General features: G+C 72.1%; 12 protein-coding genes. 6 read left to right on the top strand and 6 right to left on the bottom strand.

Annotated features, from left to right (window positions below; translation table 11 throughout):
- The first annotated feature begins 162 nt into the window (after nucleotides 1-162).
- Nucleotides 163-1,149 carry a sphingomyelin phosphodiesterase gene (gene sph, locus ACFYZA_RS22680; protein WP_388492387.1) on the top strand — a complete coding sequence of 329 codons (987 nt, stop codon included), beginning with the start codon at nucleotides 163-165 and terminating at the stop codon, nucleotides 1,147-1,149.
- Nucleotides 1,150-1,366: 217 nt separating this feature from the next.
- Nucleotides 1,367-2,167, top strand: coding sequence for a MerR family transcriptional regulator (locus tag ACFYZA_RS22675; protein WP_388492385.1), 801 nt, complete (start codon nucleotides 1,367-1,369; stop codon nucleotides 2,165-2,167).
- A gap of 213 nt (nucleotides 2,168-2,380) precedes the next feature.
- Here the strand turns inward: ACFYZA_RS22675 and ACFYZA_RS22670 are convergent, their stop codons facing one another.
- The 4 genes from ACFYZA_RS22670 to ACFYZA_RS22655 all read right to left on the bottom strand — a co-directional run bounded on the left by ACFYZA_RS22670 (nucleotide 2,381) and on the right by ACFYZA_RS22655 (nucleotide 8,198).
- Nucleotides 2,381-4,555, bottom strand: coding sequence for a 3-hydroxyacyl-CoA dehydrogenase NAD-binding domain-containing protein (locus ACFYZA_RS22670; protein ID WP_382585890.1), 2,175 nt, complete (start codon nucleotides 4,553-4,555; stop codon nucleotides 2,381-2,383).
- 50 nt (nucleotides 4,556-4,605) lie between these two features.
- Nucleotides 4,606-5,820: an acetyl-CoA C-acetyltransferase gene (locus ACFYZA_RS22665; protein ID WP_388492383.1), complete on the bottom strand. Its 1,215-nt coding sequence runs from the start codon at nucleotides 5,818-5,820 to the stop codon at nucleotides 4,606-4,608.
- Between the two features lie 85 nt (nucleotides 5,821-5,905).
- On the bottom strand, nucleotides 5,906-7,048 hold the full coding sequence (locus tag ACFYZA_RS22660; RefSeq protein ID WP_382585884.1) for an acyl-CoA dehydrogenase family protein: 1,143 nt from the start codon (nucleotides 7,046-7,048) through the stop codon (nucleotides 5,906-5,908).
- A gap of 1 nt (nucleotide 7,049) precedes the next feature.
- The gene (locus tag ACFYZA_RS22655) at nucleotides 7,050-8,198 is read right to left on the bottom strand and encodes a CaiB/BaiF CoA transferase family protein (protein WP_382585881.1); all 1,149 of its coding nucleotides are present in this window, start codon (nucleotides 8,196-8,198) and stop codon (nucleotides 7,050-7,052) included.
- 249 nt (nucleotides 8,199-8,447) lie between these two features.
- On the opposite strand from ACFYZA_RS22655, the gene ACFYZA_RS22650 reads away from it, so the two are divergent.
- On the top strand, nucleotides 8,448-9,629 hold the full coding sequence (locus ACFYZA_RS22650; protein ID WP_388492381.1) for a saccharopine dehydrogenase family protein: 1,182 nt from the start codon (nucleotides 8,448-8,450) through the stop codon (nucleotides 9,627-9,629).
- Nucleotides 9,630-9,644: 15 nt separating this feature from the next.
- Here the strand turns inward: ACFYZA_RS22650 and ACFYZA_RS22645 are convergent, their stop codons facing one another.
- Complete coding sequence (locus ACFYZA_RS22645; protein WP_388492379.1) at nucleotides 9,645-10,349, bottom strand: endonuclease V; 705 nt, start codon at nucleotides 10,347-10,349, stop codon at nucleotides 9,645-9,647.
- A 318-nt stretch (nucleotides 10,350-10,667) separates the two neighbouring features.
- On the opposite strand from ACFYZA_RS22645, the gene ACFYZA_RS22640 reads away from it, so the two are divergent.
- A complete protein-coding gene (locus tag ACFYZA_RS22640; RefSeq protein WP_388492377.1) occupies nucleotides 10,668-10,967 on the top strand; it encodes a YciI family protein in 300 nt (99 codons plus the stop codon).
- On the opposite strand, the gene ACFYZA_RS22635 is transcribed toward ACFYZA_RS22640, so the two are convergent.
- A complete protein-coding gene (locus ACFYZA_RS22635; protein WP_382585869.1) occupies nucleotides 10,964-12,037 on the bottom strand; it encodes a WD40/YVTN/BNR-like repeat-containing protein in 1,074 nt (357 codons plus the stop codon). The genes ACFYZA_RS22640 and ACFYZA_RS22635 overlap by 4 nt on opposite strands.
- A gap of 354 nt (nucleotides 12,038-12,391) precedes the next feature.
- On the opposite strand from ACFYZA_RS22635, the gene ACFYZA_RS22630 reads away from it, so the two are divergent.
- Together ACFYZA_RS22630 and ACFYZA_RS22625 are read left to right on the top strand one after the other, a co-directional pair.
- Nucleotides 12,392-12,808 carry an SsgA family sporulation/cell division regulator gene (locus tag ACFYZA_RS22630; protein ID WP_382585867.1) on the top strand — a complete coding sequence of 139 codons (417 nt, stop codon included), beginning with the start codon at nucleotides 12,392-12,394 and terminating at the stop codon, nucleotides 12,806-12,808.
- Between the two features lie 455 nt (nucleotides 12,809-13,263).
- The gene (locus ACFYZA_RS22625; protein ID WP_388492375.1) at nucleotides 13,264-14,904 is read left to right on the top strand and encodes an ABC-F family ATP-binding cassette domain-containing protein; all 1,641 of its coding nucleotides are present in this window, start codon (nucleotides 13,264-13,266) and stop codon (nucleotides 14,902-14,904) included.
- The last annotated feature ends 41 nt before the right edge of the window (nucleotides 14,905-14,945 follow it).

Below are 14,945 nucleotides of genomic sequence, written 5' to 3'. Positions count from 1 at the left end.
TTCTCTCTCGCACGCGCCCGTGACCGAATGTCGCCCGGGCGTTCGTACTCGTGATCGTACGACAGCGGTAAGACGGGGGGCGCACGGAGGTTACCTCTAGGTAACCGCAGCTGCTTTGATGTGCGCGCCGGTCCAAATCCCACTCAAGACACAGGAGTTCACGTGCCGCACTCCTCGCTCCGCCGGGCCCATGGGGCGGTCCTCGCCGCCGCGCTCGCAGCCGCCGCCCTGACGGCCGCCGCCCCCGCTCCGGCGGCCGCCGCCGAGCCGCCCCGGCTGAAGGTGCTGACGTACAACACGTTCCTGATGAGCCAGAGCCTGTACCCGAACTGGGGCCAGGCCCACCGGGCGCAGGCGATCCCCGCCGCGCCCTTCTTCCAGGGCAACGACGTGGTCGTGCTCCAGGAGGCGTTCGACAACTCCGCGTCGGACGCGCTGAAGAGCAACGCCGCCGCCCAGTACCCGTACCAGACGCCGGTCGTGGGCCGCGGCAAGGACGGCTGGGACGCCACCGGCGGCCCGTACTCCTCGACCACCCCCGAGGACGGGGGCGTCACGCTGCTCAGCAAGTGGCCGATCCTGCACAAGGAGCAGTACATATACAAGGATGCCTGTGGCTCCGACTGGTGGTCCAACAAGGGCTTCGTCTATGCCGTGTTGAACGTCAACGGCACCAAGGTGCACGTCGTCGGCACCCACACCCAGTCGACGGACTCCGGCTGCGGCGCGGGCGAGGCGGTCAAGGACCGGGCCCTGCAGTTCAAGGCGATCAAGTCCTTCCTGGACTCGAAGAACATCCCCGCGAGCGAGGAGGTCATGGTCGCGGGCGACTTCAACGTGAACTCGCACGGCTCGGAGTACGCCTCGATGCTCGCCAACAGCGGTCTGGTGGGCGCCGATTCACGGACGGGCCACGCGTACTCCTTCGACACCACCGAGAACTCGATCGCCCGCTACCGCTACCCCACGGACCCGAGCGAGGACCTGGACTACGTCCTCCACCTCGCGGGCCACGCCCGTCCGTCGGGCTGGAACAACAAGGTGGTGCAGGAGCCCACGGCCCCCTGGACCGTGAGCAGTTGGGGCACCGACTACACCTACACCGACCTCAGTGACCACTACCCGCTCCAGGCCGGCCGGACCGAGTAGCGGACCGAGCGACCCGCCCCCGCCCCCATCGCGGCACCCGGCCCCGGCCGGCCGGCAGCCCACCGGCCGGCCGGGGCCTTTCGTGCCCCGCAGCGCGTCCGTGCCGGTCTTCGGGACCCGGGCGTATTGAGCAGTGCTGGTGAGACAGCAATACTGTTGCACCGGATCGGCCGCGCACGCGGGCGGCCGGGAACCACCGGGGAGGCGAGGCACTGCCATGGCGACGGAGACCGAGGAGCCGACACTCACGGTTGACGAACTGGCCGCGCGGGCCGGCGTCACCGTACGCACCATCCGTTTCTACAGCACCCGGGGGCTGCTGCCGCCGCCGGTGATCGGGCCGCGCCGGGTCGGCCACTACGGGCCGGCCCATCTGTCCCGGCTCGCTCTGATCGAGGAGTTGCAGCACCACGGGATGACGCTGGCCGCGATCGAGCGCTACCTCCAGCAGCTGCCGGCCGATCTGAGCGCCCATGACCTGGCCATCCACCGGGCCGTGGTGGCGTCGTGGGCGCCGGACTCGGCGGACGACGCGAGCCTCGCGGAGCTGGAGCGGCGGGCCGGGCGTTCCCTGTCCCCGACCGACATCGACCGGCTCGCCGCGATGAACGTCCTGGAAAGGATCGCGGGATCGCCCGACACCTTCCGCGTCGATCCCGGGCTGCTGGCGCTGGGCGTTCAGCTCCTGGACGTGCCGATCGCGCACGAGACGATCCTGGCGGCCCGCACGGTGCTCATGGAGCACACCCGCTCGGCCGCGCACGAGCTGACGCGGCTGTTCCGCGACGAGGTCTGGAACCCGTACCGGGAGAGGGAGTCGGACCCCGACCATGTCGAGGCGATGAAATCGCTCTCGGCGCACATGCAGCCGATGGTGCTCCAGGCGCTCGTCACCGCCTTCCAGCGCTCCCTCAAGGAGGAGCTGCGGGCGGCCTTCGGCTCGGCGGACCCCGGTCTTCGCCAGGGGCACGGGGAGCCGCGCGACCAGCCCCCGCCGGCCCGCGACCAAGACACGTAGACACGTAGACACGGCACCCGCAGAGATCTCCCGCACCCGCCGAGACGCCCCCGCACCGGCCAAGGCCCCGAAGCGCCACCCCGCCGGGGGCGTGGGGAACCGCGCACGCGGCTCAGCTCCCCACGCCCCCGGCCCGCGTCGGCGCCCCTGAGTCCGGGCCCGGGCCCGGAGGAGCGCTCGGGCCCGGAGGAGCGCTCGGGCCCGGAGGAGCGCCTAGGCGTCCTTGAAAGTCTCGCCCTTCTCCGCCTTCTCGACGAGCAGCGCCGGCGGCTGGAAGCGCTCTCCGTAGCGTTCGGCGAGCTCGCGGGCGCGGGCCACGAAGCCGGGCAGGCCGCCCTCGTAGCCGTTGATGTACTGGATGACGCCGCCGGTCCAGGCGGGGAAGCCGATGCCCATGATGGAGCCGATGTTGGCGTCGGCGACCGAGGTGAGGACGCCCTCCTCGAAGAGGCGGACGGTGTCCAGGGACTCCGAGAAGAGCATCCGCTCCTTCATGTCCTCGAACGGGATCTCGTAGCCGGGCCTGGTGAAGTGTTCGCGCAGGCCGGGCCACAGCTTGCCGCGCCTGCCGTCCTCGCCGTACTCGTAGAACCCGGCGCCACCGCTGCGGCCGGGGCGGCCGAACTCGTCGACCATGCGGTCGATGACCGCGTCCGAGGGGTGTTCGGGCCAGACGCCGCCGGACTCTTCGACGGCCCGCTTCGTCTCGTTGCGGATCTTGCGGGGCAGGGTCAGGGTCAGTTCGTCCATCAGCGAGAGCACCTTGGCCGGGTAGCCGGCCTGGCCCGCCGCCTGCTCGATGGAGGCGGGCTCGATGCCCTCGCCGACCATCGCGACGCCCTCGTTGATGAAGTGGCCGATCACGCGCGAGGTGAAGAAGCCGCGCGAGTCGTTCACGACGATCGGCGTCTTCTTGATCTGACGGACCAGGTCGAAGGCGCGGGCCAGGGCCTCGTCGCCGGTGCGCTCGCCCTTGATGATCTCGACGAGCGGCATCTTGTCGACGGGCGAGAAGAAGTGCAGGCCGATGAAGTCGGCCTGGCGCGAGACGCCTTCGGCAAGGCCGGTGATGGGCAGCGTCGAGGTGTTGGAGCACAGGAGCGCGTCCGGCTCGACGATGTCCTGGATCTCCTGGAACACCTTGTGCTTGAGAGCGGTGTCCTCGAAGACCGCCTCGATGACGGCGTCGCAGCCCGCGAGCGCCCCCGGGTCGGCGGTCGGCGTGATCAGGGCGAGCAGCGCGTCCCGCTTGGCCTCGGTGGTGCGCCCGCGTGAGAGCGCTTTCGCCAGGAGCTTCTCGGAGTACGCCTTGCCCTTCTGGGCTGCCTCGATCGACACGTCCTTGAGGACGACCTCGATGCCGGCCCGCGCGCACGAGTACGCGATGCCCGCGCCCATCATTCCGGCGCCGAGGACGGCGACCTTGCGGACGGGGCGCGGCTCGATGCCCTGGGGGCGGCTGACCCCGGAGTTGACGGCCTGGAGGTCGAAGAAGAACGCCTGGATCATGTTCTTCGAGGTCTGCCCGGTGACGAGCTCGGTGAAGTACCGGGCCTCGATGGTGAGAGCGGTCTCGAAGTCGACCTGGGAGCCCTCGACGGCGGCCGCCAGGATGTTGCGCGGCGCCGGGTAGGGCGCGCCCTGGAGCTGCTTCTTCAGGTTGGCCGGGAAGGCGGGCAGGTTGGCGGCGAAGCGCGGGTTGGAGGGCGTGCCGCCGGGGATCTTGTAGCCCTTGACGTCCCAGGGCTGCTGGGACTCCGGGTGGGCGTCGATGAACGCGCGCGCCTTGGCGATCATCTCCTCCGGGGTGGCGGCCACTTCGTGGACGAGACCGTTCTCGAGGGCCCGCTGCGGGGAGTACTGGGTGCCCTGGAGCAGCACCTTGAGCAGGGCGTCGGTGATGCCCATGAGGCGTACGGTGCGGGTCACGCCGCCGCCCGCCGGGAGCAGGCCGAGGGTGACCTCGGGCAGGCCGATCTTGGAGCCGGGGGCGTCCAGGGCGACGCGGTGGTGCGAGGCGAGAGCGATCTCGTAACCGCCGCCCAGGGCCGCGCCGTTGATGGCGGCGACGACCGGCTTGCCCAGGGTCTCGATGCGGCGAAGCGAGCGCTTGATGGCGGTGCCGGTGTCGAAGGCCTGCTGGGCGAGTTCGGGGCCGACCTGGATCATGTCCTTGAGGTCGCCGCCCGCGAAGAAGGTCTTCTTGGCGGAGGTGTAGATGATGCCGCGGATCGAGTCCTTCTCGGCCTCGGCGCGCTCGGCGATGGCCTCGATGGAGTCCTTGAACGCCTGGTTCATGGTGTTGGCGGACTGGTTGGGGTCGTCGAGTACGAGGGTGACGACGCCGGTCTCGTCCTGTTCCCAGCGGATGGTCGTGCTCTTCGTCATTGCTGAAATCTCCGTAGGGGTCCGTATGAGGGGATGCCGGGACAGGACGGTCAGAGACGCTCGACGACGGTGGCGATGCCCATGCCGCCGCCGACGCACAGCGTGGCGAGCCCGTAGCGCAGGTCGCGGCGCTCCAGCTCGTCCACGAGGGTGCCCAGGATCATCGCGCCGGTGGCGCCGAGCGGGTGGCCCATGGCGATGGCGCCGCCGTTGACGTTGACCTTGTCGAGGCTGAGGCCCATGTCCTTGACGAAGCGCAGCACGACCGCGGCGAAGGCCTCGTTGATCTCGACGAGGTCGATGTCGTCGATGGTCAGGCCGGCCTTGGCGAGCGCCTTGCGGGTGGCGGGCGCGGGGCCGGTCAGCATGATGGTGGGCTCGGAGCCGGAGACGGCCGCGGAGACGATACGGGCCCGCGGGGTCATCCCGTACCGCTCGCCGACGGCCCTGGAGCCGATGGCGACGAGGGCCGAACCGTCCACGATGCCCGAGGAGTTGCCCGCGTGGTGGACGTGGTTGATCTCCTCCACCCAGTGGTACTTCTGCAGCGCGACGGCGTCGAAGCCGCCCATCTCGCCGATGCCCGCGAAGGAGGGCTTGAGGCCGGCGAGGGAGTCCGCGGTGGTGCCGGGGCGCATGTGCTCGTCGTGGTCGAGGACGACGAGGCCGTTGCGGTCCTTGACGGGGACGACGGAACGCGCGAACCGGCCGTCCTTCCACGCCTCGGCGGCCCGCTCCTGGGACAGCTCCGCGTACTCGTCGACATCGCGGCGCGAGTAGCCCTCGACGGTGGCGATGAGGTCGGCGCCGATGCCCTGCGGGGCGAAGTTGGTGTCGAAGTTGGTCATCGGGTCGGCGAACCAGGCGCCGCCGTCCGAAGCCATCGGGACGCGCGACATGGACTCGACGCCGCCCGCGAGGACGAGGTCCTCCCAGCCCGAACGGACCTTCATGGCGGCCATGTTGACCGCTTCGAGGCCGGAGGCACAGAAGCGGTTCTCCTGGACGCCGGCCACCGTGTCGGGCAGTCCGGCGGCGATCGCCGCGATGCGGGCGATGTCGGAGCCCTGGTCGCCGACCGGGCCGACGACGCCGAGCACGATGTCGTCGATGGCGGCCGGGTCGAGCCCCGGGAAGCGCGCCTGGATCTCGTGGATCAGGCCGACGACGAGGTCGATCGGCTTGGTCCCGTGCAGGGCGCCGTTGGCCTTGCCGCGTCCGCGCGGGGTGCGGATCGCGTCGTACACATACGCTTCGGTGCTCAACGTCAGGGCCTTTCGGATGAGGGTGGTTCCGGGGAGCGGGGGCCGGCCGGGCGGGAGGAACGGGCCGGGCGGGGAGTGGTCGGAGTCAGCCGAGCAGGGAGCGGCCGATGATCTCCTTCATGATCTCGGTGGTGCCGCCGTAGATCGTCTGGATGCGGCCGTCCGTGAAGGCCTTGGCGACCCGGTACTCGGTCATGTACCCGTAGCCGCCGTGGAGTTGGAGGCAGCGGTCGGCGACGCGCTTTTGCAGTTCGGTGGCCCACCACTTGGCCATCGAGGCGTGCACGGCGTCCAGTTCCCCGGCCGCGTGGTCGACTATGCAGCGGTCGAGGAAGGTGCGGGTGACGGCGCACTCGGTGGCCATCTCGGCGATCTCGAACCGGATGTGCTGGAGCTTGGACAGCGGCCGGCCGAAGGCCTCGCGCTCCTTGACGTAACTCGTGGTGATCTCCAGGAGGTGTTCGGCGGCGGCGATTCCGGCGACCGCGATGCCCATCCGCTCCTGCGCGAGATTGGTCATCAGATGGATGAAGGCGCCGTTGAGCTCGCCGAGGAGATTGTCCTTCGGGACGCGTACGTCGTGGAAGAACAGCTCGGCCGTGTCCTGCGACTTCTGTCCGATCTTGTCGAGGTTGCGGCCGCGCTCGAAGCCCTCGGCGCCGCGCTCGACGACGATGAGGGACAGGCCCTTCGCACCGCCCTCGGGGGTGGTCTTGGCGACCACCACGACCAGGTCGGCGAGGATGCCGTTGGAGATGAACGTCTTGGATCCGTTCAGGAGCCAGTGGTCGCCCTTGTCCTCGGCGGTGGTGCGGATGCCCTGGAGGTCGGAGCCCGCGCCCGGTTCGGTCATCGCGATGGCGGTGATCAGCGAGCCGTCGCAGAATCCGGGCAGCCAGCGCCGCTTCTGCTCCTCGGTGGCGAGCCCGGTCAGATAGGGGCCGATGATGTCGTTGTGCAGGCCGAGCGCGAGCCCGGCCGCCCCCGCTCGGGTGAACTCCTCGGCGAGGACGGCGCTGTAGCGGAAGTCGTCCTGTCCGCCGCCCCCGTACTCCTCGGGCACGGCGAGCCCGAGCAGCCCCTGCTTTCCGGCGGCCAGCCACGCCTGCCGCGAGACGATGCCGTCCTTCTCCCACTGCTCGTAGTGCGGCAGGACCTCCTTGGCGAGGAAGGTACGGACGGTCTCGCGGAACGCCTCGTGCTCGGCACTGAAGATCTGCCGTTTCAACTCAAGCCTCCTGTACGGAAGTTGACGCCGGGCCCGGGGCGAGCTCCGGCAGGTCCCAGTCGCGGGCCACGTCCGCCGCGCCGGCGCCCGGCAGCGCGGGGGGCCGGTGGATGGATCCGGGGGTGGCGGAGAAGCGGGGCGCCGGCGCGGGCTGGGTCATGCCGCCGTGCGCGGTGAAGGTCGCGCGGGCCGCGAGGTGCGGGTGGTGCGGCGCCTCCTTGAGGGACAGGACGGGCGCGACACAGGCGTCCGAGCCCTCGAAGACGGCCGTCCACTCCTCGCGGGTCCTGGTGCGGAACCGCTCGGCGATGGTGGTGCGCAGCTCCGGCCAGCGGGCCAGGTCCTTGCGTGCGGGGGCCGCGTCCTGGATGCCGAGGAGGCGGACGAACTCGTCGTAGAACTGCTGCTCCAGGGAGCCGACCGCCATGTACTGGCCGTCGGAGGTCTCGTAGGTGCCGTAGAAGGGGCAGCCGCCGTCGAGGAGGTTGGCACCGCGCCGGTCCTGCCAGCCGCCGGCCGCCAGCATGCCGTGGATCATCGTGGTGAGGTGGGCGGTCCCGTCGACGATGGCCGCGTCCACGACCTGGCCCGCTCCCCCGCCGCGCGCGTGCTGGAGGGCGGCGAGGACGCCGATGACGAGGTAGAGCGAGCCGCCCGCGTAGTCCCCGACGAGGTTGGCCGGCACGACCGGGCCGCCGTCCGCGCCCCCGATCATGCCGAGGGTGCCGGTGATCGCGATGTACGCGATGTCGTGCCCGGCGCGCTGGGCGAGCGGGCCCTCCTGCCCCCAGCCGGTCATCCGCCCGTAGACGAGCCGGGGGTTGCGGCCGAGGCAGTCCTCGGGCCCGACGCCGAGGCGCTCGGCGACCCCGGGCCGGTAGCCCTCGATGAGGATGTCGGCGCGCTCGACGAGGTCGAGGACCAGGCCCGGCCCTTCGGGCGCCTTCAGGTCGATGATCACGGAGCGCTTGTTGCGGTTGGTGAGGTCGTACGCCGGGTCGACGGCGAGCCCGGCGCCGCCCGGGCGGTCCACGCGCACCACGTCGGCGCCGAGGTCGGCGAGGAGCATGGCGGCGAACGGGCCCGGCCCGATTCCCGCCAGCTCGACCACGCGCACCCCGGCGAGCGGGCCGGTTCCTGTCGCTGTCATCAAGCCCCCAGCACTGTGACACAACTGATGTAACATCAATGATGCTAAGAACACGTTCCACTCCGCACAAGCCCCAATGAGCAACCGCTCAGCAGGCACGCGGGACACGGCGGCACCGGTTGCCCCGATACGCCGGTCTTGCCCGTGCCCGTTGCCGACCCGGGTGCCCCGGGCAAGGTCCGCACGCTAGCCTCACAACCCGGCATCGGCCGACGGCAGCACCCGGCAGCGGACCCGCGGAGGCACACGGTGGAACCCTCGAAGCGCACATACGACCTCGTGCTGTTCGGCGCGACGGGCTTCGTCGGGGCGCTGACCGCCCAATATCTCGCGACCCGTGCGCCCGAGGGCTGCCGGTGGGCGATCGCCGGCCGCAACCGCACCAAGCTGGAGCGGCTGCGCGAGCGCCTCGCGGAACTCAACCCGGCCTGCGCCACGCTGTCGCTGCTCACCGCCGACTCGGCCGACCCCGCCTCGCTGCGCGCGCTCGCCGGGTCGGCGCGCGTGGTGGCCACCACCGTCGGCCCCTACGTCTGGTACGGCGAGGGCCTGGTCGAGGCGTGCGCCGACGCGGGCACGGACTACCTCGACCTGACCGGCGAGCCGGAGTTCGTGGACTCGATGTACGTACGCCATGACGCGCGGGCCCGCGAGCGCGGCGCGCGCCTGGTGCACGCCTGCGGCTTCGACTCGGTGCCGCACGACCTCGGCGTCCAGTTCACCGTGGGGCAGCTCCCGGCCGGGGTGCCGCTGCGGGTCGACGGCTTCGTGCGGACCAACGCGACGTTCTCCGGCGGCACGCTGGCCTCCGCCCTGACCGCGCTCGGCCGCGGCGCGCAGACCGCGCGGGCCGCCCGCGAGCGCCGGCTGCACGAGCCGCGCCTGGTGGGCCGGCGGGCCCGCGCGCCGCTGGGCGCCCCGCACTTCAGCAAGGAGACCGGCACCTGGGCGCTGCCCATGCCCACGATCGACCCGCAGGTCATCGCCCGCTCGGCGGCGGCCGACGAGCGGTACGGGCCGGACTTCCGCTACCGGCACTTCGCCGCGGTCAAGCACCTTCCGGTGGCGATCGGCGGGGTGGCGGCGGTGGGTGCCGTCGCCGCGATCACTCAACTGCCCCCCGCGCGCGAGTGGTTGATGGGCCGTTACGAGGCGGGCAACGGGCCGGACGAGGCGCGGCGACGGCGCAGCTGGTTCAGCGTCCGCTTCGTCGGCGAGGGCGGCGGCCGCCGGGTCTTCACCGAGGTGTCGGGCGGCGACCCCGGGTACGACGAGACGGCCAAGATCCTCGCCGAGGGTGCGCTCAGTCTCGCGTTCGACGAACTGCCCGAGCTGGCGGGCCAGTTGACGCCCGCGACCGCGATGGGACCCGCCCTGACCGAGCGGCTGCGGGCCGCGGGGATGCGCTTCCGGGTGGCCGACACCCGCTGATCTCCCCAAGTGGGCTCAGACGGCGGCCTCTTGGGCTGCCTTGAGCGCCCGGCGGCACAGCGAATCGGCGTGCCGGGTGGACTCGGGGAGGCGGTAGCGCCGGGCGAGTCCGAGGGTGTGGGCGCAGGCCCCTTCGAGGCTCACCCGGTGGCCGACGGAGACGAAGACGGGCTTCGTGGCGTCCTGGGTGCGCAGCGCCCTGCCGACCTCGGTGCCGTCGTCGGCGAGCAGCGGGGAGCTGTCGCCGCGACGGGGGCCCGGCTGGTCGTAGGTGAAGGTGAACGGGTTCTTCGCGACGCCGATGACGGGGAGCCCGGTGAGCACGCCGAGGTGGCTCGCCAGGCCGAAGCGGCGTGGGTGGGCGAGCCCGTACCCGTCGCAAATCACGGTGCCCGGGCCGGAGTTGAGCCGGTCGAGCGCGGCGAGGACGGTGGGGATCTCGCGGAAGGCGAGCAGTCCCGGCACATAGGGGAAGGCCACCCGCCCCACGGCGGTGGCCTCCTCGACGACCTCCAGGGTCGCGGCGTCCAGCACGACGGCGGCCGCCACGACGAGGTCCCGCTCGTCGTCGTAGGCCACGTCGACACCGGTGACGAGCCCGGCGCCGGGGGCCGGGCCCGGCTCGTCGAGCACGACCTTGCCGCGCAGTTCGTCCTGCAGGGCGAGGGCGGCCGCCTCGTCCCCGGGCCAGCCGTCCGGAACCCCCGTGATCATCTCCATGAGCCCCCAGCGTAGGCCACACCACCCCGGCGGGCCCGGGCCCCGTCCCGCCTCCCGGGCGGCGGGCCCCACGACTTGGCGGTGCCGGCCCACCTACAGGGGCGCGGGGAACTGCGCGAACAGCCCCCGACGGCCCGCAGTCGACTAACCGCACGCGGAAGCGCAAGCCTCCCGCAGGGGAGGCCTGTTGGTCCGGTCCGCAGACCGCAGGGCCGGTCACACAGTTCCCCGCGCCACGGGGGCGGCCACCCCGCGACGCTCACGGGGCAGCACACCCCACGCCCCGGCCCGACGGAGCCGGAACATAACCTGGCGCCCATGTTCGTACTTGAGGTGACCTACACCGCCCCCCTGGACCGCGTCGACGCCCGCCTGGACGACCACGTGGCCTGGCTCGACGCACAGTACGAGGCGGGCGTCTTCATCGCCTCCGGGCGCAAGCAGCCGCGCGACGGCGGGATCATCCTGGCGGTCGGGGACGACCGCGCGGCGATGGAAAGGCTCGTCGCGACCGACCCCTTCCACGTCGACGAGCTCTGCACCTACCGGATCACGGAGTTCCTCGCGACGAAGGTGGCGCCCCAACTCGCCGCCTATCAGCAGCAGTTGACCGGCTAGTCGGCCAGGCGGGCCACCCGGCCCCGCTCCCCCGCCGCCCAGCACGCGCCGTCGGACGCGCAGTCGACGGTGTCGTAGGAGCCGGTGTCCACGGTCCGCCAGGTGCGGCCGCCGTCCCGCGTCAGGTCCGTGCCGGTCGGCCCGACGGCGAGCGCGGCCGAGCGCGCACGCGGCAGCCAGGCGACGCCCGAGCGGTAGGCGGCGACCGGGGTCGCCGACGGACGCCAGGTGCGGCCGCCGTCGCCGGTGACGGCCGCGGCCCGTGGCGAAGGCTGGTCCGCCCGGTAGTCGCCACCGACCGCGAGGCCGTGCGTGCGGTCGCGGAAGGCGAGGCCGAACACCCCGCGGGCCGGGTCGCCGGCCGGGATGGTGGCGTCGGCGGCCGTCCAGGTGAGCCCGCGGTCCGAGGAGTGCAGGACGCGGCCGGTGGCGCCGCCGCCGGTGGCGAGCCAGACGTCGCGCGGCCCGGCGCTGACCAGGCACTGGCCGCTCGCGGCGAAGCCCGCTTCGCCGGGCTGGGCGGCGGGCATCCCCCGGTTCGGCAGGACCTTCCAGGAGCGGCCGCCGTCGGCGGTGGACAGGATGCGGTACTTGCCGTCGACGGGGTCGCTCACCGCCAGACCGTGCCGTGGGTCGAAGAAGGTCAGGCAGTCGTAGAACGCCTTCGGGTCGGCGTTGCGGAACGACTCGCTCCAGGTGGCCCCGCCGTCCTCGGTGCGATACACCCGTGACGCCTCGCCCTCGCCGATCGCGAGGACCACCGCGCGCCGCCCGTCGAACGCCTCGACATCGCGGAACTCCAGGTCCCCCGCCCCCGCCGGCGACACGTTCTTCCAGCTGCGGCCGCCGTCGGAGGTCTTCAGGACCGTGCCCTTGGTGCCCGCGACCCAGGCCGTCGAGCGGCTGACCGCGGCGAGCCCCCGGAAGCGCGCGTCCGTGCCGGTGTCCTTCGTCTGCCATGCCACCGTGCCGTGGCCGTGCGCCTGGGCCGGCACGGTCATCGCGGCCGCGAGTGCGACCCCGCCCAGCCCCACCGACAGCAGGCGTCTCGTCTTCCCCATGGACCTCATGGCGTCGGAAGCTAGCCCAGCCCGTGCCACCCGTCCAGGGTGCCTACGCCACCGGCTCCCGGCCGCCGGGCTTCGAGGCGTACGCGAGTCACGCCGCGCACCCTTCGACGCGTACGGCGCCCACCTCGGGTGATCGCACGCCCGCCGGAAGAACCGAGCCGGAAGAGACGGGGGTGGGGCCGTGTGGCTGCCGCGAGAGGGGGAACCAGCGCTATTACGAGCACATCCGGGTCGTGCGCCGAACCCGCCGTCCCGCAGTGACACAGGTCACGTGAACCTCCGGTGCACGGAACGCTGAATTTCGACGTCTTTCCGGGCGGCAGGAGAGAACCCCGAGGTTGAGGGAGCAGGGCTTTGTCCACCGTCATCGAGCAGCCCGTCCAGGTGCGCCTCATCGCGTCCGCGCCCCGCATGGAAACCGTGCCCGCGACGCTGCGCTACGACCCCGAGGACCCCTTCGCCGTGCACATGGCGTTCCCCGCGCCGGCCACCCTCGAAGGCACCGAGGTCTCCTGGGAGTTCGCCCGCGAGCTGCTCGAAGCGGGCATCGAGGCGGCCGCCGGAGTGGGCGACGTCCGGGTGCGGCCGTACGGATACGACCGTACGGTGCTCGAATTCCACGCCCGTGAGGGCGTCGCCATGGTCCACATACGCACCTCCGAAGTGCGCCGCTTCCTCAAGCGCGCCCAGCACCTGGTGCCGACCGGCCGCGAGCACCAGCACCTCGACATGGACGGGGACCTCGCCGCGCTGCTGCGCGACGCCTGCTGAACCGTCCCGCCCTACCAGCCCGGCCGGCTCGACCAGCCCTCGTGGACCAACCCCCTCCCGCACCGCCTCCGCTCCTGCCCGGTCGCGGCGGTGCGGCACGCTTCCTCGCATGCCCCCTGCGCGCCCCGCGAGGTCCACGCGGGCCGCTTCCTCGCGCCCTGCGCTCCGCACGGTCGCGCACCCGCTCCACGGGGCGCCCATTAAATGGTTTGCGGGACCGTCCGGGGGCGGCGTACGTTCGTGACTGGCCCTGTTGTCGTCGATCGGAGTAGGACGTTGCTCGTCTGAGGCCCCTGAGACACCGTCTCGCGCGCTCCCTTCCGTGTCGCGTGTCCCGGTGTGACCTCTGCCTCCGAGCCATGTCCCCCACCACGACCAGGGCCTTTTTTCTGCCCTGAGCGGTGTCTCAGAACCCCCGTTGCCCCCCTTTCCTTCCCCGCAACCGGGAGACCCGTATGTCAACTTTCCCCCCTCAGATCAGCTCGGCCGCGCTGTCCTTCGCGTGGCCGGACGGCACCGATGTCTTCACGGACTTCCAACTCGCCGTCGGCCCCGGCCGCACCGGGCTCGTCGGCCTCAACGGGTCAGGAAAGTCAACCCTGTTGAAGCTGATCGCCGGTGAGCTCACCCCGACCGGGGGCAGCGTCAACACCACGGGCGAGGTCGGCTACCTGCCGCAGACCCTGGTTCTGGACACCACCTTGCGCGTGGACCAGGCCCTCGGCATCGATCAGGTCCGCGCCGCGCTGCACGCCATCGAGGGCGGCGACGCGGACGTGCGGCACTTCGAGACGGTGGGCGACGACTGGGACGTCGAGGAGCGGGCCCGGGCCACGCTCGACCAGCTCGGCCTCGGCGCCATCGGCCTCGACCGCACGATCGGCGAGGTCTCGGGCGGCGAGTCGGTGCTGCTGCGGCTTGCCGCACTGCTCCTGCGGCGCCCGGACATTCTGCTGCTCGACGAACCGACCAACAACCTGGACCTGCCCGCCCGTCGGCGTCTGTACGCGGCGGTCGACGCGTGGAGCGGGGTGCTCGTGGTGGTCAGCCACGACCGGGAACTGCTCGACCGGGTGGACCGCATCGGCGATCTGCGTGAGGGCCAACTAGCCTGGTACGGCGGCAACTTCACCGCCTACGAGGAAGCACTGGCGGCCGAGCAGGACGCGGCCGAGCGGATGGTCCGGGTCGCCGAGGCCGATGTGCAGCGCCAGAAGCGCGAACTGGCCGACGCCAACGTCAAGTTGGCGCGGCGTCAGCGGTACGGACAGAAGAGCTACGACAACAAGGTGGTGCCGAGGATCGTCGCGAACAACCGCAGACGCGAGGCGCAGGTGTCCGCGGGCAAGCACCGCACCCTGCAGAGCGAGCGGCTCGACCAGGCGCGCGAACGGCTCGACCAGGCCGTGGAGGCGGTGCGCGACGACGACGAGATCCGGATCGAGCTGCCGTACACCAAGGTGCACCCGGGCCGTTCCGTACTGACCCTGCGCGAGCTTCGACTCCCTTATGGGGCGCGGGTGGAGGGCGAGCTCGATGTGCGCGGGCCCGAGCGGATCGCGCTGGTCGGCCGCAACGGCGCGGGCAAGACGACGCTGCTGCGCACCCTCGCCGGACAGCTGGAGCCGGTGGCGGGCGAGGCGGTGGCCCATGTGCCGCTGCGCTTCCTGCCGCAACGCCTCGATGTGCTCGACGACGCGCTGAGCGTCGTGGAGAACGTGGCCCGCTACGCGCCGGGGGCGACCGACAACGCCATCCGGGCGCGCCTCGCGCGGTTCCTGTTCAAGGGGGCGAGGGCCGCCCAGCCGGCCGGGACCCTCTCGGGCGGGGAGCGCTTCCGGGCCGCGCTCGCGGCGCTGCTCCTCGCGGAGCCCGCGCCGCAGCTCCTGATGCTGGACGAGCCCACGAACAACCTGGACATGGCGAGCGTGCGGGCCCTGCGGGCCGCGCTCGACGCCTACGAGGGGGCCCTGATCGTGGCGAGCCACGACGTGCCGTTCCTGGAGTCGATCGGCGTCACGCGGTGGCTGCTGCTCGACGGCGAGCTCACCGACACCTCGGCGGAGGAGGTCGGGGCGGGCCCGGGCGCGCGCTAGGCGCGCCTTCGGGGGCGGGGCCGGCCGGGGTGTCCCGACCG

This window comes from Streptomyces sp. NPDC001828 (assembly GCF_042892175.1).
Classification (GTDB): domain Bacteria; phylum Actinomycetota; class Actinomycetes; order Streptomycetales; family Streptomycetaceae; genus Streptomyces.
Note: the sequence above shows the minus strand (reverse complement) of the source record. Positions and strands in the feature narration are given on the sequence as shown.

Bases quoted from the DNA above. Each gene is read 5' to 3' on its own strand.
- ACFYZA_RS22675 (WP_388492385.1), top strand. From the start codon at position 1,367: ATGGCGACGGAGACCGAGGAGCCGACACTCACGGTTGACGAACTGGCC.
- ACFYZA_RS22670 (WP_382585890.1), bottom strand. From the start codon at position 4,555: ATGACGAAGAGCACGACCATCCGCTGGGAACAGGACGAGACCGGCGTC.
- ACFYZA_RS22655 (WP_382585881.1), bottom strand. From the start codon at position 8,198: ATGACAGCGACAGGAACCGGCCCGCTCGCCGGGGTGCGCGTGGTCGAG.
- ACFYZA_RS22645 (WP_388492379.1), bottom strand. From the start codon at position 10,349: ATGGAGATGATCACGGGGGTTCCGGACGGCTGGCCCGGGGACGAGGCG.
- ACFYZA_RS22640 (WP_388492377.1), top strand. From the start codon at position 10,668: ATGTTCGTACTTGAGGTGACCTACACCGCCCCCCTGGACCGCGTCGAC.
- ACFYZA_RS22635 (WP_382585869.1), bottom strand. From the start codon at position 12,037: ATGAGGTCCATGGGGAAGACGAGACGCCTGCTGTCGGTGGGGCTGGGC.
- ACFYZA_RS22625 (WP_388492375.1), top strand. From the start codon at position 13,264: ATGTCAACTTTCCCCCCTCAGATCAGCTCGGCCGCGCTGTCCTTCGCG.